At 67.2% G+C, this 19486-nt stretch carries 22 protein-coding genes; 13 read left to right on the top strand and 9 right to left on the bottom strand.

Annotated features, from left to right (window positions below):
- Positions 1–37: 37 nt before the first annotated feature.
- Positions 38–526, bottom strand: a complete 489-nt coding sequence (locus ACKTT0_RS12040; RefSeq protein WP_407850128.1) for a PH domain-containing protein — start codon at positions 524–526, stop codon at positions 38–40.
- 5 nt (positions 527–531) lie between these two features.
- A complete protein-coding gene (proP, locus tag ACKTT0_RS12045; RefSeq protein WP_407850129.1) occupies positions 532–2064 on the bottom strand; it encodes a glycine betaine/L-proline transporter ProP in 1533 nt (510 codons plus the stop codon).
- A 200-nt stretch (positions 2065–2264) separates the two neighbouring features.
- Here proP and ACKTT0_RS12050 point away from each other — a divergent pair, with 200 nt between their 5' ends.
- Entirely contained in the window at positions 2265–2981 is a 717-nt protein-coding gene (locus ACKTT0_RS12050) for a LytR/AlgR family response regulator transcription factor (RefSeq protein ID WP_407850130.1), read from the top strand.
- Between the two features lie 142 nt (positions 2982–3123).
- On the opposite strand, the gene ACKTT0_RS12055 is transcribed toward ACKTT0_RS12050, so the two are convergent.
- The gene (locus tag ACKTT0_RS12055; protein ID WP_407850131.1) at positions 3124–4992 is read right to left on the bottom strand and encodes a heparinase II/III domain-containing protein; all 1869 of its coding nucleotides are present in this window, start codon (positions 4990–4992) and stop codon (positions 3124–3126) included.
- 226 nt (positions 4993–5218) lie between these two features.
- Between ACKTT0_RS12055 and ACKTT0_RS12060 the strand changes: the two genes are divergently transcribed.
- The 8 genes from ACKTT0_RS12060 to ACKTT0_RS12095 all read left to right on the top strand — a co-directional run bounded on the left by ACKTT0_RS12060 (position 5219) and on the right by ACKTT0_RS12095 (position 11106).
- The gene (locus ACKTT0_RS12060; protein ID WP_407850132.1) at positions 5219–5746 is read left to right on the top strand and encodes a 2,4'-dihydroxyacetophenone dioxygenase family protein; all 528 of its coding nucleotides are present in this window, start codon (positions 5219–5221) and stop codon (positions 5744–5746) included.
- Between the two features lie 53 nt (positions 5747–5799).
- Positions 5800–6774 carry a tripartite tricarboxylate transporter substrate binding protein gene (locus tag ACKTT0_RS12065; protein ID WP_407850133.1) on the top strand — a complete coding sequence of 325 codons (975 nt, stop codon included), beginning with the start codon at positions 5800–5802 and terminating at the stop codon, positions 6772–6774.
- Between the two features lie 25 nt (positions 6775–6799).
- Positions 6800–7591, top strand: a complete 792-nt coding sequence (locus ACKTT0_RS12070) for an SDR family oxidoreductase (protein ID WP_407850134.1) — start codon at positions 6800–6802, stop codon at positions 7589–7591.
- A gap of 9 nt (positions 7592–7600) precedes the next feature.
- A complete protein-coding gene (locus ACKTT0_RS12075; protein ID WP_407850135.1) occupies positions 7601–8320 on the top strand; it encodes an SDR family NAD(P)-dependent oxidoreductase in 720 nt (239 codons plus the stop codon).
- 106 nt (positions 8321–8426) lie between these two features.
- Positions 8427–9257, top strand: a complete 831-nt coding sequence (locus ACKTT0_RS12080; RefSeq protein ID WP_407850136.1) for an IclR family transcriptional regulator — start codon at positions 8427–8429, stop codon at positions 9255–9257.
- A gap of 60 nt (positions 9258–9317) precedes the next feature.
- Complete coding sequence (gene yghX / locus ACKTT0_RS12085) at positions 9318–10205, top strand: YghX family hydrolase (RefSeq protein ID WP_407850137.1); 888 nt, start codon at positions 9318–9320, stop codon at positions 10203–10205.
- 165 nt (positions 10206–10370) lie between these two features.
- Entirely contained in the window at positions 10371–10637 is a 267-nt protein-coding gene (locus ACKTT0_RS12090) for a hypothetical protein (RefSeq protein WP_407850138.1), read from the top strand.
- A gap of 4 nt (positions 10638–10641) precedes the next feature.
- On the top strand, positions 10642–11106 hold the full coding sequence (locus ACKTT0_RS12095) for a YaiI/YqxD family protein (protein ID WP_407850139.1): 465 nt from the start codon (positions 10642–10644) through the stop codon (positions 11104–11106).
- An 8-nt stretch (positions 11107–11114) separates the two neighbouring features.
- Here ACKTT0_RS12095 and ACKTT0_RS12100 read toward each other — a convergent pair whose 3' ends face one another.
- Both ACKTT0_RS12100 and ACKTT0_RS12105 read right to left on the bottom strand, forming a co-directional pair.
- Positions 11115–11600, bottom strand: coding sequence for a GNAT family N-acetyltransferase (locus ACKTT0_RS12100; protein ID WP_407850140.1), 486 nt, complete (start codon positions 11598–11600; stop codon positions 11115–11117).
- 170 nt (positions 11601–11770) lie between these two features.
- Positions 11771–12004: a hypothetical protein gene (locus ACKTT0_RS12105; RefSeq protein ID WP_407850141.1), complete on the bottom strand. Its 234-nt coding sequence runs from the start codon at positions 12002–12004 to the stop codon at positions 11771–11773.
- Between the two features lie 170 nt (positions 12005–12174).
- Between ACKTT0_RS12105 and ACKTT0_RS12110 the strand changes: the two genes are divergently transcribed.
- Together ACKTT0_RS12110 and nadC are read left to right on the top strand one after the other, a co-directional pair.
- The gene (locus ACKTT0_RS12110) at positions 12175–13113 is read left to right on the top strand and encodes an NUDIX hydrolase (RefSeq protein ID WP_407850142.1); all 939 of its coding nucleotides are present in this window, start codon (positions 12175–12177) and stop codon (positions 13111–13113) included.
- A 241-nt stretch (positions 13114–13354) separates the two neighbouring features.
- Positions 13355–14221, top strand: a complete 867-nt coding sequence (nadC, locus tag ACKTT0_RS12115) for a carboxylating nicotinate-nucleotide diphosphorylase (protein ID WP_407850143.1) — start codon at positions 13355–13357, stop codon at positions 14219–14221.
- A gap of 134 nt (positions 14222–14355) precedes the next feature.
- Here nadC and ACKTT0_RS12120 read toward each other — a convergent pair whose 3' ends face one another.
- A complete protein-coding gene (locus ACKTT0_RS12120; RefSeq protein ID WP_407850144.1) occupies positions 14356–15036 on the bottom strand; it encodes a tellurite resistance TerB family protein in 681 nt (226 codons plus the stop codon).
- A 144-nt stretch (positions 15037–15180) separates the two neighbouring features.
- On the opposite strand from ACKTT0_RS12120, the gene ACKTT0_RS12125 reads away from it, so the two are divergent.
- Positions 15181–15579, top strand: a complete 399-nt coding sequence (locus tag ACKTT0_RS12125) for an OsmC family protein (protein ID WP_407850145.1) — start codon at positions 15181–15183, stop codon at positions 15577–15579.
- A gap of 27 nt (positions 15580–15606) precedes the next feature.
- On the opposite strand, the gene fabI is transcribed toward ACKTT0_RS12125, so the two are convergent.
- The 3 genes from fabI to gloB all read right to left on the bottom strand — a co-directional run bounded on the left by fabI (position 15607) and on the right by gloB (position 18669).
- On the bottom strand, positions 15607–16392 hold the full coding sequence (gene fabI / locus ACKTT0_RS12130; protein WP_407850146.1) for an enoyl-ACP reductase FabI: 786 nt from the start codon (positions 16390–16392) through the stop codon (positions 15607–15609).
- An 86-nt stretch (positions 16393–16478) separates the two neighbouring features.
- Positions 16479–17846: a transglycosylase SLT domain-containing protein gene (locus ACKTT0_RS12135; protein WP_407850147.1), complete on the bottom strand. Its 1368-nt coding sequence runs from the start codon at positions 17844–17846 to the stop codon at positions 16479–16481.
- 13 nt (positions 17847–17859) lie between these two features.
- Positions 17860–18669 (bottom strand): hydroxyacylglutathione hydrolase, encoded by an 810-nt coding sequence (gene gloB, locus ACKTT0_RS12140; RefSeq protein WP_407850148.1) that lies wholly within the window; start codon positions 18667–18669, stop codon positions 17860–17862.
- An 18-nt stretch (positions 18670–18687) separates the two neighbouring features.
- Between gloB and ACKTT0_RS12145 the strand changes: the two genes are divergently transcribed.
- On the top strand, positions 18688–19461 hold the full coding sequence (locus ACKTT0_RS12145) for a methyltransferase domain-containing protein (protein WP_407850149.1): 774 nt from the start codon (positions 18688–18690) through the stop codon (positions 19459–19461).
- Positions 19462–19486: the final 25 nt, after the last annotated feature.

Below are 19486 nucleotides of genomic sequence, written 5' to 3' on the forward strand. Positions count from 1 at the left end.
AGGTCCAGGGTTGCATGCCTCGGACTGACGCGCGCTTCTATTTGTCCGCGGCCGTGGCAGGCGCATGAGCGCGGGCGTGCTCAGGCACACGTTGCCGCACGTCTTCCATGAATTGTTCTCGATCGGCTGGGGAAAGGATGGCTGCGTCTGAACGTCCGAATCGAATCTCCACTCGTTTCAGCGATAGCGCGGGGGCAGCCAGAATACTCCCCGACCGTCGCACCGATCTGATGTCGGCATACGCGATCCGCCGCTTCCGCACGCCAGTGCGAATCAATAAATGGTCGTTGGTCAGGGTGTAGGAGCACGGGAATATCGCCAGTGCGAGAATGGCGAACCAGATAGTCATGGCTATTAGCGCTAGCAAGTGTCCCGATTGCCATACGCTCCATGCCAGTAGGGTCGTCACTCCTCCGAGCAGCGCGATAAGCCACAAGTCGATTTTCGATCGGTACATTTTCATGGTCTGAAATGCAGCTGCCCATTCGCCGGGGACATGGCCGAAGGATATCTCTACGGCCTTCATGTGCCTCACTCCAGATGCGGATGCCGATCCACCAGCCTCTGGCGCCGCTGCCGCAGGGCTTCCAGCATTTGCTCCAGTTCGGCGATCTCTTCCTCGACTTCCTGCAGGTTTTCCTCGATGTGCGCGTAGGCCTGCTGCAGCAGGATCTTCGCTTCGCGCCGGCTCGAGGCGTTGGGTGTGTCGCCGCGCAGCGGGCGGTTGGCGGTCTCGGGCAGGAAGAACGAGGTGACCAGGCCGATGGCGGCCGCCGCCATCAGGTAGAAGGCGGGCATCATCAGGTTGCCGGTTCCCTCCACCAGCCAGGCGGCCACGGTCGGGGTCAGGCCGGCGATGATGATCGCCACATTGAATGAGCTGGCCAGGGCGCTGTAGCGGATGCGGGTGGGGAACAGCGCGGGCAGGGTGGAGGCCATGACGCCGGTCAGGCAGTTCAGCAGCACCGCGATGATGAGCAGGCCCAGGAAGATCAGGCCGGTGTTGTCGGTGCCGATGAACTGGTAGGCGGGCAGCGCCAGCAGCAGCAGGCCGACGCTGCCGGTCAGCAGGAAGGGCTTGCGGCCGACCTTGTCGCTGAAGAAGCCCACCACCGGCTGCACGAACAGCATGCCGATCATGACCACGACGATGATCAGCACGCCGTGTTCTTCGGAATAGCCCAGGCTGCTGGACAGGTAGGTGGGCATGTAGGTCAGCAGCATGTAGTAGGTGATGTTGGTCACCAGCACCATGCCGATGCAGACCAGCAGGGCCTTGCGGTACTTGGAGAAGACCTCGCGGAACGATACGGACGGCCGTTCTTGCACCGCGTCGCGGTCTTCTTTTTCCATCTTCGCCAGCTGTTCCGTGAAGGCCGGGGTTTCTTCGGCGGCGTGGCGCAGGTACAGGCCCAGCAGCCCGAGCGGCCCGGCCACGAAGAACGGCACGCGCCAGCCCCAGTCGAGGAAGGCCTGTTCGCCGAGCGTGGACTGCAGCAGCACCACCAGCCCCGCGCCCAGCACGAAACCGGCGATGGAGCCGAAGTCCAGCCAGCTGCCGAGGAAGCCGCGCCGGCGGTCGGGCGCATACTCGGCCACGAAGATGGCCGCGCCGGTGTATTCGCCGCCCACCGAGAAGCCCTGGGCCAGTTTGCACAGCAGCAGCAGGATCGGCGCCCACAGGCCGATGGCGGCGTACGAGGGGATCAGGCCGATGCAGAAGGTGCTGATCGCCATGATGATGATGGTGAGCGACAGCACTTTCTGCCGGCCGAAGCGGTCGCCCATCAGGCCGAAGAACACGCCGCCCAGCGGGCGGACCAGGAAAGGCACCGAGAAGGTCCCCAGCGCGGCGATGGTCTGCACGGCGGGCGAGGCGTCCGGGAAGAACACTTTGCCCAGCGCGAAGGCCACGAAACCATAGACGCCGAAGTCGAACCACTCCATGGCATTGCCCAGGGCGGCCGCCGTGACGGCCTTCTTCAGCTTGGTGTTGTCGATGACGGTGATGTCATCGATCTGCAATGGCCGGGCCGGCTGCGATGCGGTGGATGTCTGTGTCATGGATCTGCTTCCCGTGGTGTGCAAGACAGGTGCCTGCGGATTCGAAACCCTTGCTGACCATCGCGCCGGCTTGGCGACCTGCGCCCCGCCCGCGCCTTTTTCCGCGAAAATTCTACTGCGCCGCGGCCCTGGCGCTTCTCTTTTGCCCACATTTTCGACGACAATGCTGCTCTTGCCCACCAACGCCCGCGGGCCAGGCCATGCTGCGTATCGTGATCGTCGATGATGAAGCGCCCGCCCGCCGGTACCTGCGCCGGCTCATCGAGTCCCTGGACGGGCCCCGCGTGGTGGACGAGGCCGGGGGCGTGGCCAGCGCGATCGAATGCATCAACCTGCACCAGCCCGATGCGGTGTTCCTGGATATCGAGCTCACGCGGGGCAATTCGTTCGATGTCCTGAATTCCCTGGACTGCAAGCCGTGCGTGGTGTTCGTCACGGCCCATGCCCCCTACGCCACGCGCGCCTTCGAGGTGGACGCGGTCGACTACCTGCTCAAGCCTGTCGATGTCGAACGGCTGCGCACGACCATCCAGCGCTTGTACGCCCGCCTGAACCGCCCCTGGACGGACACGCCGTTCCTGACCATCCGCAACCAGGGGCAAAGCCGGATCATCCGCGTCCAGTCGCTGGCCGCGCTGGTCGCCCAGCGCGACTATGTGCAGCTGCATGCCGAGGGCGGGGAAACCGTGCTGATGCACGCCACGCTCAAAGGCCTGCTGCCGCAGCTGGCGACCTTGCCTTTCGCGCAGGTGTCGCGGTCCATCGTGGTCAACCTGGAGCAGGTGGGCAAGGTGGTGGCGCAGGGCAATTTGTCGGCGCGGGTCGACTTTCTCAACGGCGCGCAGCCGCTGGAGCTGGGGCGCACGGCGTTCATGCGGCTGCGCGGCGCCCTTGAGGAGCTGCGCCGGACTGCCTGATGCGGCGTTACGCGGGCAAATCAATGCTGGCCTGATACCGCCTTGCGATGCCGGTGTCTGCACCCTCTGGCACACCCAGGGCCGGCCATGGTTGTCTGGTGGGGTGTCAGACACCTCGGCGCCGGGCCAGGGGGCACGCACGTCAGGACGTCGTTACCTGGCAGCCAGATTCGGTGATCTGGATCTGCAACTTGCGCTGGCCGCCTTGCATCGAACAGGCCAGGGCGTTGTCGCCTACAAAACCTATCTGGCAGGCCACGTCGTCAAGGGAGTAGAGCGTGGCGAACGAAATCCTGCCATCTTGTTGCCTGACCTGCATTGCCGTGCTGGGCTCTACCTGGTTGTAGCTCTGGCTTGTCCACCCCTGCAGGCTTGGCGTCGTGGCGCCTCGGATGAGCTTGGTTTCGCATGGGTGCGTTGTCGCGATGCGTATGCCCAGTTTTCGTCCGGACGGCAGGGTGGCTTGATACCCGTGCGAGACCGCCACGAAATCGACGATCTGCGGCGCAAAATGCGACCACTGGCTGAAGTCGCGATGAACGGGGGAGGAGATCTTGTCCATGACAAGAAGCCACCCCTCAACGGAGTAAAAACAATAGCGCTCGTGGCGATAGGCCAGGCCTTTGAAATCCACGGCGGCCGAAAGGTAATGCCCCCAGTCATGGCTGCTGAATTCGCGCACTGCGGAACCATATAGCCCGGCGGCGCCACGGCCATCTTTCGGGGAATCAATCGTCACAGTATTGTGCGCCGGTCGTGAGATTACGTATCTTCGATTATCGTCGTTGGTATACCCATATTTTCCCGGATCGCACAGGATGTCTTCGCCGTGATACCAGATGAAAGACAGGTCATCGGCCTGCTTGTGAGCGATGGTGTGAGATGCGCCGGCAAAAAAGAAATAAGAAGCATCGCGCATTTCGCCTTGGCCATCGCTTCTGACGATAACGTAGCCAGATGAGTTGAAAACCTGGTTCTGCCCGGAAAACCAGGGCTTCTCGGCGTTCTTGGACGGCGCCGCGCCTCCTGTATCGCCAATGGGGGCAACTCTGCCATCTGGCATGACGAACCACGGCAGCACCCGTTTTGCCTTGGCCACCACCTCGTTGAGGCCGTACTTATCGAACCAGCCGCTTCTACGCAGCTTTTGAAGGTATTCGAGCGCGAATTTCTGGTACCCCGTGGAGTTCTCCCGATGAACGCCATCCTCGGTGAATTGTCTTTTTAGCAGCTCGACGAAAACCTCGTCGACGAATCGTTCGATTTCGTCCGCCGTCGCGGGCGCCACGACCTCCGCCAAGGCCCGAGCGCCGACGAGGTCCGACAAGGTATGGTTGTTGAATCGAACGTTCTTGCGATCCAGCATAAAGGCCAAATGCGCCTTGACCATTTCGTCCAGGCATACCACGTCGGATGGTGCGACCTGCACCAATCCATGCTGCCATTGCGAGACGATGTAGGCCAGCTTCATCGCGCGCAGCCCGACCATCATGTCCTTCCAGGCGAACCTGGAGGCTTGCTGTTCTGCGATGTGATAGCGATGCCAATCCCGGACAATGTCGATGAAATGCCGCATGGGAGCCGGGTCCAGGGCCTTCTCGAACGCCGGCATAAGGAAGTCGAGCATTCGCCACATGTGCAGCTGTCCTCGCCAGTTCTCGTCCGAGAATGGGTCCATGTTCCAGTCGAGTGGCAGGTCGAGCCGGTAGAAGTCGACGTCCTTGCGAGGCTTGTACAGCAATGCGTTGCCGTCTTCTTGCAGGCACGATTGGCCCAGGACCATGTGCAGGTGCGCACATTTGATCGGACCTCCCGGTCGTGGGGGGGTAATGGGAAGATCGTGGCCAACAGGCTGAACGAGCTGTAGCGTGACGCCGTTGGGTGGATCCTTTGCCGGCCGGCCGCCGGCCTCGTCTGGCAAAGGCGCTACTCCCGGCATCGGGGGTGGCTGCTCAACTGAATTGTCTCGATCCTTTTCTTCACCAGCGTGTGCTGGCTGTGCATCGTTCATCGTCATTGTTCTGGCGCACTTCTTCTTGGACAACGAAACCCCGACTCTGCACGCACCAAGTCCGCGAACAACGCGTGTGGCGGGCCGCTTTTGCCGCAGTTCAGGAAAATGACAGCAAATCCGTCTTATTGCAACCAGGGGTTAGCCCGGACGTTGGCAGCCAGCGCTGCTGGCTATACTGGTCCATGTAATAGACATATCGTCCACAATATAGACAATCTCAAGTATGCCCGTCGACCAGCCCGATGCCGCCCCCATGATGCCGTACCAGCATCCCAACCCGCCCGAGGCGTTGCCGGAACTGGTGGTGCCCAACGCCATCCCCACCGACGAGCGCCTCTGGGTGCCGCAGGCCGAGAACGTGTGGTTCCGGCCGCTATGCCTGAACGCCAGCCAGGGCTACTGGATGAATCTGCTGCGAGTGCGCAAGTCCGGCGTGCTGAGCCGCCACCGGCATCCGCAGGCCGTGCATGGCTTCGTGCTGAAGGGGCGCTGGCGCTACCTGGAACACGATTGGGAAGCCACCGAGGGCAGCTATGTGTTCGAGCCGCCCGGCGAGACGCACACGCTGTACGTGCCGCCCGATGTCGAGGAAATGATCACGTATTTCCAGGTCAACGGGATCATGTATTACACGGATCCCTGGGGCAAGGGCATGGGCTACGAGGACGTCTTCACCAAGATCGACATGTGCCGCCGGCATTTCGTCGAAGTGGGCCTGGGCGAAGACTATGTGCGGCAATTCATCCGGTGACGGGGTTCCCCGCGCCGATCCCATAAAGCAATAAAACCCGAATCGGAGACATCATGAACCGTCGTGCGTTCAATCGCTGCTTGCTGCCCGTCCTGCTTGGCGGGGCTGCCGTGCTGGCCGCCGTTCCCGCGGCGCAGGCGGCGGATTTTCCCAGCCATTCGATCGAGCTGGTCGTGCCGTTTGCCGCCGGAGGCGGCACCGACGCGATGGCGCGCGCCATGTCCGACGCGTCGCGCGCGCACTTGCCGGAGCCGATCGTGGTGCTGAACAAGCCCGGCGCGGCGGGCGGCATCGGCCTGACCGAGGTGGCCAATAGCAAGCCCGACGGCTACAAGCTGGCGCTGGTGACGGCCGACATGGTCATCATCCCGCACCTGGGCCTGACCAAGACGACCTACGGGAAATTCACGCCCATCATCCAGCTCAATGCCGACCCGTCGGCCATCACCGTGGCGGCCGACTCGCCCTACAACACCATCGAGGAATTCCTCGACGCGGCGCGCGCCAAGCCGGAGACAATGCAGGTGGGCAACGCCGGCATCGGCTCGATCTGGCACCTGGCGGCGGCCGCGCTGGAAGACAAGACCGGCGCCAAGTTCAACCATATTCCCTTCAATGGCGGCAATCCGGCGGTACTGGCCCTGCTGGGCGGCCACATCGACGCGGTGGCCGTGAGCCCGGCGGAAGTGATCCAGTACGTCAAGGCCGGCAAGCTCAAGACCCTGGCCGTGATGGCCGACCAGCGGGTGGCCGGTTTCGAGAACGTGCCGACATTGAAGGAACGCAATATCGATCTGTCCATCGGCACCTGGCGCGGCATTGCCGCGCCCAAGGGCACGCCCCAGCCGGTGCTGGACACGCTGGGCGCGGCGTTCCGCAAGGCGGCCGCCGAGGACAGCCTGAAGAAGTTCATGGCAGAACAGAATCTTGGCTATGTGGTGGCGGACCAGCAGGCCTTTACCGCGCTGATGGAGCGCGACAACGCCACGTTCAAGAGCCTGATCGAGAAATTCGGCATGCGCCAGTAGGCCGGCCGCGTCAAAGGGAGCAGAGATGGATCTGGGTATCGCGGGCCGCACGGCCCTGGTGGGCGGCGCGAGCAAGGGGCTGGGCTATGGCTGCGCCCTGGCCCTGGTGCGCGAGGGCGTGAATGTCGTGATCGTCGCGCGCGGGGCGGAGGACCTGGCTGCCGCCGAACAGCGGTTGCTGCAGGCGCGCCCGCGCGGCGACAGTTTCGTGAAAGCAGTCGCCGCCGATATCACCACGCCGCAGGGGCGCGACGCGGTATTCGCGGCGCAGCGCGACTACGACATCGTGGTCACCAACGCCGGCGGGCCGCCGCCGGGCGACTTCCGCGACTGGGACCAGGAGCACTGGCTGCGCGCCATCGAGGCCAACATGCTGGCGCCGATCGCGCTGATCAAGGCCACCGTCGACGGCATGGCCGAGCGCGGCTTCGGCCGCATCGTCAACATCACCTCCAGCGCGGTCAAAGCGCCGATCGACGTGCTGGGCCTGTCGAACGGCGCGCGCAGCGGGCTGACCGGCTTCGTGGCGGGCGTGGCGCGCAGCGGCATCGCGGCGCGCGGCGTCACCATCAACAACTTGTTGCCCGGCGCGTTCGATACCGACCGCCTGCGCTCCGGGATGGCATCCGCGGCCAGCAAGTCGGGCCAGGACATCGCGGCCGTGCGGGCCGCCCGCCAGGCCGGGATTCCCGCCGGCCGGTTCGGCAATGCCGAGGAGTTCGGCGCCATCTGCGCCTTCCTGTGCAGCGTCCACGCGGCCTATGTCACCGGCCAGAATGTGCTGGCCGATGGCGGCGCCTATCCCGGCACTTTCTGAGCGAGCGCGATGACCTACCAAGCAGATCTGTTTGCCGGCAAGACCGCGCTGGTCACCGGCGCGACGCAGGGCATCGGCGCGGCCATCGCCAACCGCCTGGCGGCGCTGGGTGCGCGCACCATCGCCGCCGGGCTGGCGTCGGATGCCGCCGAGCTCGACTCCGGGATCGAGGTGCGCATCGGCGACGTCAGCCATGCCGACGATGTGCAAGCGCTGATGCGGGGGCTGGACGCGCTGGACATCGTGGTCAATTGCGCCGGCATCATCCGGCGCGGCGCCGAGCACGATCCCGCCATCTTCGAGCAGGTGCTGGCGATCAACCTTACCGGCACCATGCGGGTGTGCAGCGCCGCGCGCGAACGGCTGGCCGGCCGCGGCGGCTGCATCGTCAACACGGCCTCGATGCTCAGTTTCTTCGGTGGCTCGCTGGTGCCTGCCTACGCCGCCAGCAAGGGCGGGGTGGCGCAGCTGACCAAGTCGCTGGCGCTGGCCTATGCGGCCGATGGCATCCGCGTCAACGCCGTGGCGCCCGGCTGGATCGCCACCCCGCTGACGCAGGCGCTGCAGGACGACCCGCAGCGTGCCGGCCCCATCCTGGCGCGCACGCCGCTGGGGCGCTGGGGGCGGCCGCAGGACGTGGCGGAGGCGGTGGCGTTCCTGTGCGCGCCGGCCGCGGCGTTCATGACGGGCGTAATCCTGCCGGTCGATGGCGGCTACCTGGTCGCCTGAGCGGCCCGGGCGGCGCCGGGCCATGTACGGCGCCGCGCATTTGCGGGGATAATGGCGCCAGGCGCCGCGCGGCGCCCGCCGTTTCCGTCATTCCACGCGTCCAGCCATGCCAGGATCCCAGCCCGTTTCCCGACCGCCCGCCGCGCAGGTGGCGGGCACCGCCGCATTCTCCAAGTTCATGCACTTGATGCAGCTGGTCGCGGACACGCCCGAGCCCATGACGGTGGCCGAGCTCAGCAAGCTCAGCGGCTATCCCCGGCCCACGGTGTACCGCACCGTGGCGGCGCTGCTGGCCGAGCGCCTGCTGGCCGAGCATCCGCGCACCGGCAGGCTTACCCTGGGCCCGCGGCTGATCCAGCTCGCCAGCCGCAGCTGGGGTCGTTCCGAACTGCGGCTGGCCGCCGTCGAGGATCTCAAGCACCTGCGCGACGTCACCGGCGAAACCGTGCACCTGGCCGTGCCCAACGGCCCCCATATGGTCTACATCGAGAAGCTGGAAAGCCCCAGCGCGGTGCAAATGGCCTCCCGCATCGGCACCAGCGTGTCCATGCACTCGACCGCGGTAGGCAAGGCCTACTTGGCCATGCTGGACGACGCGGCCCGCCAGGCCGTGCTGGACACACTGCCGCAACCGTTTCCGTGCCATACTCCCAACACGGTGAAGGACCTCGCCGCGCTGGGCCGGCAGCTCGAGCAGGTGCGCGCGCGCGGCTGGGCCGTGGACGACGAGGAAAACGAAGCCGGCATCTATTGCTTCGGCGCGCCGTTGTTCGGCGAAGGCGGCGTGCCGGTGGCCGCCATCAGCGTCAGCACCCTGCGTTTTCGCCAGAAAGACGACCCCGAGGCCGCCTATGTGGCGCCGCTGCTGGAGGCCTGCCGGGCCATCACGCAGCGTATCGCCGGCACGCCGGCCTTGTCGGCGGCGGACGTGTTGTAGTGCAATCAGGCGACGGCGGGTTGCCGTCTTCAGCCGTGGAAGTACCGCAAGGAGAACGCCATGTCGCGCATGACTGCCAAAGACTTCGCTCCGGAACTGCTCGAGCTGTACGACTTCTACGTGCACGGGAAGATCACCAAGCGCGAGTTCCTGGCCCGCTCCGCCAAGTTCGCCGTCGGCGGGCTCACGGCGGCCGGCCTGTTGGCCGCGCTGATGCCCGACTACGCCCTGGCCCAGCAGGTTTCGTTCACCGATCCCGACATCGTCGCCGAATACATCATGTACCCGTCGCCGCGCGGCCATGGCCAGGTGCGCGGGTACCTGGTCAAGCCCGCCAAGGGGGCGGGCAAGCTGCCCGCCGTCGTGGTGGTGCACGAGAACCGCGGGCTCAATCCGTACATCGAGGACGTGGCGCGCCGCGTGGCCAAGGCCGGCTATATCGCGCTGGCTCCCGACGGCCTGACGTCCAAGGGCGGCTACCCGGGCAATGACGACAAGGGCCGCGAACTGCAGAAGCAGGTCGACCCCGAAAAGCTGATGAACGACTTCTTCGCCGCCGTCGAATTCATGGCGGCCTACGAAGGCGCGACCGGCAAGGTCGGCATCACGGGCTTCTGCTACGGCGGGGGCGTGGCCAACGCGGCGGCGGTGGCCTACCCGGAACTGGCCGCCGCGGTGCCGTTCTATGGCCGCCAGGCCAGCGCCCAGGACGTGCCCAAGATCCAGGCGCCGCTGCTGCTGCACTATGCGGAGAACGACGCCAACGTCAACAAGGGCTGGCCCGACTACGAGGCGGCCCTGAAGGCCAACGGCAAGACCTACGAGGCCTACATCTACCCCGGCACCAACCACGGCTTCCACAACGACTCGACGCCGCGCTACGACAAGGCCGCGGCCGAGCTGGCCTGGAGCCGCACGCTGGACTGGTTCAAGCGCCACCTGGCGTAGCCGCCGCAGGCGCCCCTTTTGCCGCCCGCGACGCAGCGTCCGGCGCGCCTGGGCCGGCGCGGGCAGCCGGCTGTTGCGCGGTGGCCGGGCACGCGCGCCGGGCCGGACGTGGTACAAGCACTGACCCGCGCATTCGCCGCGGGCCTGCGACGCTATCCGGACCCCATGAAAAAGACCGATCTCGAAAAATCCAAGGCCCTCAAATTGATGGGCAAGCTCCACGCGGCCGCGCCGCCCGCCCGCTATGCCGGCAGCGCACCCGTGCCGGACCGCCGCGAGCAGCGCCGGCTGGACCAGGCGGCCGGCCTGGTGGCGTTTCCGGTCAAATTGCGCCAGCCTCTGATCGACGCCTTGCGCGCCAAGGCCGAGGCCGATGGCGTCGGCGTCAATGAGCTGGTCAATACCTTGCTGGCGGCCGCGCTGAAAGGGTAGCGTCGTGCATATCTGGGTCGACGCTGACGCATGTCCCGCGGTCATCAAGGAGATTCTCTACCGGGCGGCGCACCGATGGCAGCATCCGCTGACCCTGGTGGCGAACCAGATGCTGCGCACGCCGCCGTCGACCCTGATCCGCGCCGTGCAGGTGCCGCGCGGCTTCGACGTGGCGGACGCCTATATCGTCAACCATGTGCAGGCCGGCGACCTGGTCATTACCGGGGATATTCCCCTGGCCGCCCAGGTGCTGGACAAGCATGCGCTGGTGCTGGACCCGCGCGGCGAGCGCCACACGGCCGACACCATACGCGAGCGCCTGGCCCTGCGGGACATGATGGAGGACTTGCGCAATGCCGGCGTCGATACCGGCGGCCCGGCCGCGCTTAGCCAGGCCGATCGGCGCGCCTTCGGCAACGCGCTCGACCGCCTGATGGCCGCTCGCGGGGCAGCGGCGCGCCGCGGGTAGGCGCCGCGTCAGGCGGCGCCGGCCGCGAACCCGTGCAGCGCCTCGCCCGCCAAGCGGTACCTGACCCATTCGTCCATCGGCTGGGCGCCGATCGAACGGTAGAAGTCGATCGCCGGCTGGTTCCAGTCCAGCACGCTCCATTCCAGGCGGCCGCACTGGTTGGCCACGGCTTCGCGGGCCAGGTGGCGCAGCAGCAGGCGCCCGGCGCCGGTGCCGCGGTGGGACGGGGTGACGTACAGGTCTTCCAGGTAGATGCCGTTGCGCCCCAGCCAGGTGGAGTAGCTGTAGAAATACACGGCGAAGCCGATGGGCGCGTCATCGCGCAGGCACAGCACGGCGCGGGCCGGCGCGCCGGGCGCGAACAGCGTGCGCTCGACGTCCTCGACGCTGGCGATGACTTCATGCGCGGCGCGCTCGTACTCGGCCAGCTCGTTGATGAAGCTGAAGATCTGGGCCGCGTCGGCGGGTCGGGCGGGGCGGATTTCCAGTGACAAGGCAAGAGCTCCAACATGGCAAAGGCTGCCATGCTAGCCGGTCCAGGCAATGACCGGAAGAGCCAGGCGCAGGGTGGACCCCACGCAGTCGCGGGACATCTGCCGTTCGCGTGACGTGGGTGTAATCATGCAATCTGGCGTTGCTTTCGTGCACAGTCACCCGCGCGACTTCAGCGGTTGCGGCGATGCAGATGCGACGTATCCAGCACGTCGTCCTCGGGCGTGATGACGCCCGGGTCGCCGGGCTCGGCGACCGCGCGGCCGCGCCGCGGGCGGCCCGCCACGTCGGGGGCCTCGTCCGGCATGGGCATGGTGTCGGTGCCCTTGGTGGCGTTGGCGGGTTGCTTGGGCCAGCGGTCATCCGCGTGTTCAGAAGGAACGGCCTGGCGGGCAGTCTTGTTCATGATGGCCTCCGTTTACGGACTGTGCGGCCGCATGCCGCTGTCCGCATCATGGCTTCATGTTAGGCCGGCGGGGCGCTGGCGTCGCTTTCCGCATGTGTCGTTTGCAAGCGGCTGTTGCGCATCGCCGGCTCTTATAATCCAGGCTTCGCCCTATTGCGCCGCGCCCGCCCTTGACCGATCCCATCGAACGCTCTGTTTCCGCTGAACTCGTCGCCGTGCTCGTGGCCGTCACGCAAGGCCAGCCGCGCGTGCTGACGACCGAAGACGCGAGCGCGTTGCCGGCGGGGCCGTTCGAACTGGCGCACCGCTCGCTCCAGGCCGGCCTGCGCGACTGGGTCGAGACCCAGACGCACCATCCGCTGGGTTATGTCGAGCAGCTCTACACCTTCGCCGACCGCGACCGTTCCGATGACGGCGCGGGGCGGCGCACCATCTCGGTCAGCTACCTGGGACTGACCCGCGAGGCGGGCGCCACCGGCGTGGCGCAAGTGGGCTGGCAGGACTGGTATCGCTATTTCCCCTGGGAAGACCATCGCGACGGCGTCCCCGCGCTGGTCGGCGAATTCATCGCGCCCCGCTTGCGGGCCTGGGCGCGCGCCGGCGCCGACCGGACGGCGCAGGCGCAGCGGCGCCAGCGCGCGGCCTTGACGTTCGGGCTGGAAGGGGCTGCCTGGAACGAGGACATGGTCCTGCAGCGCTATGAGCTGCTGTTCGAGGCGGGGCTGGTGCCCGAGGCTGCCCGCGGCCAGGCCGCCGCCGCGCCGCCGCTGCCGGGGCAGGCGATGCGGCACGATCACCGCCGCATCCTGGCCACCGGCATTGCCCGGCTGCGCGCCAAGATCAAGTACCGTCCGGTGGTGTTCGAGCTCATGCCGCCGGAGTTCACGTTGCTGCAATTGCAGTTGACCGTCGAGGCGCTGGCCGGCCGGGGGCTGCACAAGCAGAATTTTCGCCGCCTGATCGAGCAGCAGGCGCTGGTCGAGGAAACCGGCGACATGGCCAGCGGCACGACCGGCCGGCCCGCCAAGCTGTTCCGCTTCCGCCGCGACGTGCTGCTGGAGCGCGCCATCGCGGGCAGCAAGCTGCCCCTGGCGCGGCAGCCGAAGTAGGCGCCAGGGCGAAGGGCGTCCCGCCTGCCGCCACGAGTCTGGCAGCTACGGGGCACGAGACAAGTGCGCGGGCTGGCCGCCGGATATCGGTGTCTGACACCCTTGGGTGTCAGGCACCCGCGTACAGTCGGCGGGCGCGGGGAATGGCCTCCGCCTTGACACGATTTATGCTCAGTCATAGCATAAGGTTGCGGTCCGCCGCCTTTTTTTGATTTCTACAATACTCAATCTGAGCATAATCATGAACAAGCCCGTCGATATCGCTCCGGTCGCGCCCCTGCCGGCCGTCATGCTCGAGCCGCTGGTGCGCGTCGCCCTGCAGGAGGACCTGGGCCGCGCCGGCGACATCACCACCGACGCCATCGTGCCGGCCGATGCGCAGGCCCGCACGCGCCTGGTGGCGCGCCAGGAGGGGGTGCTGGCCGGCCTGGACCTGGCCCGGCTGGCCTTCCGCCTGATGGACGCCGGCATCGACTTCCAGCCGCTGCTGGCCGACGGCGCGCGCTTGCGGCCCGGTTCGGAAATCGCCGTCATCAGCGGCCCGGCGCGCGGCATGCTGACGGCCGAGCGCACTGCCTTGAATTTCCTGTGCCATTTGAGCGGAGTGGCCACCGGCACGGCGTCGATCGCCGACGCCATCCGGCCGCACGGCGCCAAGGTGACATGTACGCGCAAGACCCTGCCGGGCCTGCGTGCCATCCAGAAATATGCCGTGCGGGTGGGCGGCGGCAGCAATCATCGCTACGGGCTGGATGACGCCGTTCTGATCAAGGACAACCACGTGGCCGTGGCCGGCGGCGTGCGCCAGGCGGTGCAGCGCGCGCGGGCCGCCGTGGGGCATATGGTGAAAATCGAGCTGGAGGTGGACACGCTGGCCCAGCTCGACGAGGCGCTGGAGATCGGCGTGGATGTGGTGCTGCTGGACAACATGGACCTGCCCACGCTGCGCGAGGCCGTGCGCCGCGTGGATGGCCGCGCCGTCACCGAGGCCTCGGGCCGCATTACCCCGGAATCGGCTCCGGGGGTAGCAGCCACGGGTGTCGACCTGATCGCGGTGGGCTGGCTGACGCACAGCGCGCGGGTCCTGGATATCGGCCTGGATAGCTGAGCGGGCCGGCGTCCGGCTTCCGCCAGGGGGCGGAATGCTTCAGGCCGGTTGCATGCTTGGTGTCAGGCACCTGCGGAGCCTGGCACCTGGATTGTGCTGAGCGGGCCGGCGGCGGTCGCCACGGCCGCGCGGCGTCAGGCCGGCGTCTTGACCTGGGCTTCCAGCTGCGCCTTGAGATCCGGCGCCAGCTGCAACTGGCGCGCCAGTTCGTCCAGGTAGGCGCGCTCCATGTAGCTTTCTTCGTCGACCATGAGCAGGCTGGCCAGGTACATCTCGGCGGCCATCTCGGGCGTCTGGGCCGCCTTGGCGACGGCCGCCGGGTCGAGCGGGCGTGCCAGTTCGGCTTCCAGCCAGCGGCGCTCGGCGGCGTCGCCCGACAGCTTGCCCAGCTCGGTTTCGAGCAACTGGCGCTCTTCGGGGCCGATGTGGCCGTCGGCCTTGGCCGCGCCGATCATGGCGGTCAGCACGGCGCTGCTGTGTTGCTCGGCCTGGGCCGGGGGCAGGCGGTCGAGGGTCTGCGGCGCGGCGGCGGGCGCCTCGGCCTGCTTGCGCTGCCAGTCGCCGTAGGCGCGGTAGGCCAGCGCGCCCAGCGCGGCCATGCCGCCGTACATGGCAACCTTGCCGCCGATCTTGCGGGCTTTCTTGTTGCCCATCAGCAGCCCCAGCGCGCCCGCGCCCAGGGCGCCGCCGCCCAGCCCCGCCAGGAACGACGAGCCGTTGCCGCCGGAGGTGGTCGATTGCACGCGCGCGGAGGCATCGCGGGCCAAGCCCTGGCCGGATTGCAGAAGTTGGTCGAGTAGCTGGCGGGCGCTCATGGGAGGCTCCTGTCGAGAATGCGGAACTCAATCAGACCACAATCGTGGCCGGGAGTTCAGTTTGCCGTCAGCAAGCAATTCATGGCCGGAGATGCTACAAAAGACGTCGACGGCCCGCCGGGCCGTACCAGCTGGAGACTGCCCATGACCATCCGCGTGCGCCAGAATGCACCCCGTACCCTGCAATTCACCGCCACCGCCGAAGGCCACGCGCTGCCGCTGGACATGCCACAGCCGCAGGGCGGCGGGCCGGACCCGCACGATTATTTCGATACCGCGCTGGGCGGCTGCAAGGCGATGACGGTGATGCTGTACGCCCAGCGCAAGGAGATCCCGCTGGAATCCGTGGATGTGGACGTGGTGCGCGATGCCGGCGAGGAACGCAAGGGCATTTATCGCCTGACCGCCAAGCTGACCCTGCACGGCGCGCTCAGCGATGCGCAGATAGACGAACTGCACGCAATTGCCGAGAAATGCCCGGTGCACAAGCTGATGACCGCGGTCGACGTGCAGGTGTCGACCCTGGTGGTGCGGCCGGCGTAGCGCGGGGCGCCCCCGCCGGGGCGCCGCTTATTCTTCCATGCCGGGGGTCACGGTCGAGAACCCGGCGTCGACATGGGTGATTTCGCCCGTGACGCCGGCGGCCAGGTCGGACAGCAGGAACGCGGCCACGTTGCCGACTTCCTCGATGGTGACGTTGCGGCGCAGCGGCGCATGGGCCTCGACGAACTTCAGGATGACGGAGAAATCCTTGATGCCGCTGGCGGCCAGGGTCTTGATGGGACCCGCCGAAATACCGTTGGCGCGAATGCCGCGCGGGCCGAGCGCCGTGGCCAGGTAGCGCACGCTGGCTTCCAGCGAGGCCTTGGCCAGGCCCATGGTGTTGTAGTTGGGCACCACGCGTTCGGCGCCCAGGTAGGTCAGGGTCAGCACGGATGCCTTGCGGCCTTCCATCAGGGGCAGCGCCGCCTTGGCCATGGCCGGGAAGCTGTAGGCCGAGATGTCGTGCGCGATGCGGAAACTCTCGCGCGACAGGCCGTCGAGGAAGTTGCCGGCAATGGCTTCGCGCGGCGCGAAGCCGATGGAGTGCACCAGGCCGTCCAGGCCGTCCCAGCGCTTGCCCAGTTCGGCGAAAGCCGCCTCGATCTGGTTGTCTTCGGCGACGTCACAGGGCAGGACGATGTCGCTGCCGAACTCGGCGGCGAATTCGCCGACGCGGTCCTTGAAGCGTTCGCCGACGTAGGTGAATGCCAGTTCGGCGCCTTGCTGGTGGCAGGCTTGCGCGATGCCGTAGGCGATGGAACGGTTGGAAAGCACCCCGGTGACCAGGATGCGCTTGCCGGCGAGAAAGCCCATGTGTCGTGTCCTTAAATTCCGTGCGGAAGGCGGCTATTTTAGAGCGGAACCGCCGCGCGCCGCCTTCCGGGGCGGCGCCAGGCCGGTCAGCCGCGCGCGCCGGTGCCGGGAATGCGCAGTTGCGAGCCTACCTTCAGGTTGTTGCCCTTCAGGTTGTTGAGCGCGCGCAGCGCGCCGACCGTGGTGCCGTAGCGCCGCGCCAGCGCGAACAGCGTATCGCCCGAGCGCACCTTGTGGGTGCGCACGTTGGGGCGGCGGCCGTTGCGCGTGACCGGCGCCGCCTCGAGCGCGCCGGGCGGCGTTTCCAGCGAAGCCAGTTGCACCCCGCCGCCCTCGGCGCCGCCCGGCACCAGCAGGGTGCTGCCGGTGGCGACCTTGCGGCGCCGCGGCACGTCGTTGGCCTGGCGCAGCTCGGCCTCGGATACGCCGAAGCGCTTGGCGATGGCCGCGTACGACTCGCCGCGCCGGGGCTTGTAGACCTTCCAGGAGCTCAGGTCGCCCTTGTAGGCCTGCAGGTTGGCGTTGAAGGTGGCCACCCGGTCGGTGGGCAGCAACAGCGTGGGCTGGTGCTCGCCGCGGATCAGCGGACGGTTGAAGGACGGGTTGAGCGCCTTGAATTCCTCGAGCGGCATTTCGGCCAGCCTGGCCGCGACTTCCAGGTCGATGTCGCGGTCCTTGCGGATCATGGCGAAATAGGGCGTGTTCTCGACCGGCGGCAGCACCACGGCGTATTTGCGCGGATTGGCGATGATGTTCTTGATGGCCTGCAGCTTCGGGACGTAATTGCGGGTTTCCTCCGGCATGTCCAGCGAGAGGTAGTCCGATGGCCGGCCGGCCGCCTCGTTCTTGGCCATGGCCCGCTGCACCGAGCCTTCGCCCCAGTTGTAGGAGGCCAGCGCCAGGTACCAGTCGCCCTGCATCTCGAACAGCTTTCCCAGGTAGTCGAGCGCCGCGTAGGTCGAGGCGATGGGATCGCGCCGCTCGTCGCGCCACCAGTCCTGCTTCAGGTTGAAATAGGTGCCGGTGGAAGGCACGAACTGCCACAGGCCGGAGGCCTGCGAGCGCGACAGCGCGGTGGGGTTGTAGGCGCTCTCGACAAAGGGCAGCAGGGCCAGCTCGGTGGGCAGGCCGCGGCGGTTGATTTCGTCGACGATGAAATACAGGTACTTGCCGGCACGCTCGGCCATGCGCTGCACCGATTCCGGGTGCGCCGCATAGTAGTCGGTCCATTCCTGGGCCAGGTCGGTGTTCAGGTTGGGGATGGCGAAGCCGCGACGGATGCGGTCCCAGGCGTCGGCCGGCGGGCTGGTCAGGTCGACGGTGCGGGAAGTGTCTTTGGCGACGTAGGGCTGTTTGGCGGTGCCGGCGGCCTGTACCTGGGATTGACGCGGGGTGCCGGCGCAGCCGGCGAGTATGGCGAGAAAAAGCGGTAGCAGGAGTCGGAACAGGGTCATCGGCGGGTCGTCGTCACTTGAAATTGTTTTTCCATTCGCGCAAGGCTGCAAACACGGCCACGGGCGTGGCCAGGGCGCCTCCGGACTGGCTTGCGGCGGCCTCGGCCACGGCGGCTTGCCGGGTACGCAGGAACGGATTGGTGTCCCGCTCCAGCCCCAGCGTGGATGGCAGCGTGGGACGGCCTTGCTCGCGCAGTTGCCGGGCCCGCTGATACCACTGCTGAAGGGTGCGGTTGGCCGGTTCGACAGCGGTGGCCCAACGCAAGTTCGCTAGAGTGTACTCGTGTGCGCAGCAAACCTGTGTATCGGCCGGTAAAGCGGCGAACTTTTCCAGCGATGCATGCATCTGTTCAGGAGTGCCCTCGAACAGCCGGCCACAGCCGCCGGCGAACAGCGTGTCGCCGCAGAACAGCAGCGGCGCCTGCCCGGCCGCCCGGCCGTGATAGGCGATGTGGCCGGCAGTATGGCCCGGCACGTCCAGCACCGCCAGGTCCAGGTCGAGTTCGGGCAGGGCCACCCGGTCGCCTTCGGCCAGCCGCACGTCGCAGTGCGGCAATTGCTCGCGGGCCGGGCCGTACACCGTGGCCGGCCCCTGGCGCAGCAGTTCCAGCACCCCGCCGACGTGGTCGCCATGATGATGGGTGAGTAGAATGGCGCGCAGTTGCAGGCCGCGCCGCGCCAGGAAGTCGAGCACCGGGCCGGCTTCCCCCGGGTCCACCACGGCGGCCTGGTCGCCGCGCACGATGGCCCATATATAGTTGTCTGAAAAAGCGGGCAGCGGCAGGACGGCGCCGTCGCCGGGGTAGGCTGGCATGGCTTGCATAATTTCAGGAACGTCGACGTGACCGAAGAAACTCCGCCGATTGTAGAACTGGCCGAATGGTTCCAGACACCGCCGGGCGAATACGTCCTGGCCTGGGAGCGTGCGCAGTTCGACGCCATGGTGGCGGATGTCTTCGGATATTACGCCTGGCAGGTCGGCCTGGCCGAGATCGACCTGCTGCGCGCCAACCGGATGCCGTTCAAGGGCTGGGTGGGCGTGCCCATGCCCGGCCCCGGCCAGGCCGCGTCGTGGCAGGCCTGCGTGGCCGCCCGCCCCGACGCGCTGCCGTTCGAGTCGCAGAGCATCGACCTGCTGGTGCTGCCGCATGTCTTCGAGTGCACCGATGCGCCGCACGACGTGCTGCGCGAAGCCGAGCGGGTGCTGGTGCCCGAGGGCCGGCTGGTCATCTCGGGCTTCAATCCCTGGAGCCTCTGGGGCGCGCGCAATCGCATGCCCGGCATGGAGCCCTGGCTGCCGCATCCGCCCTCGGCTCAGGTATCCTTGCCGCGCCTGAAAGACTGGCTGAAGCTGCTCTCGTTCGACGTCGGGCCGGGCCGCTTCGGCTGCTATTCGCCGGCCTGCCGCACTGAAAAGTGGCTGCGGCGCTGGCATTTCATGGAAACCTACGGGCAGCGCTGGTGGGCGCTGGGCGGGGCGGTCTACGTGGTGTCGGCGGTCAAGCGCGTGGCCGGCATGCGGCTGATCGGCCCGGCCTGGAAGAAATCGCGCCGCAAGCGCGCCCGGGCGGCATCGGTGGCGGTCAACCGCCACGCCGACCCGGGCGACATCTGACTGGGCGGCCGTCCGCCGCGGCCCG

Source organism: Bordetella saccharivorans, assembly GCF_045862855.1.
GTDB classification, from domain to species: domain Bacteria; phylum Pseudomonadota; class Gammaproteobacteria; order Burkholderiales; family Burkholderiaceae_B; genus Bordetella_A; species Bordetella_A petrii_F.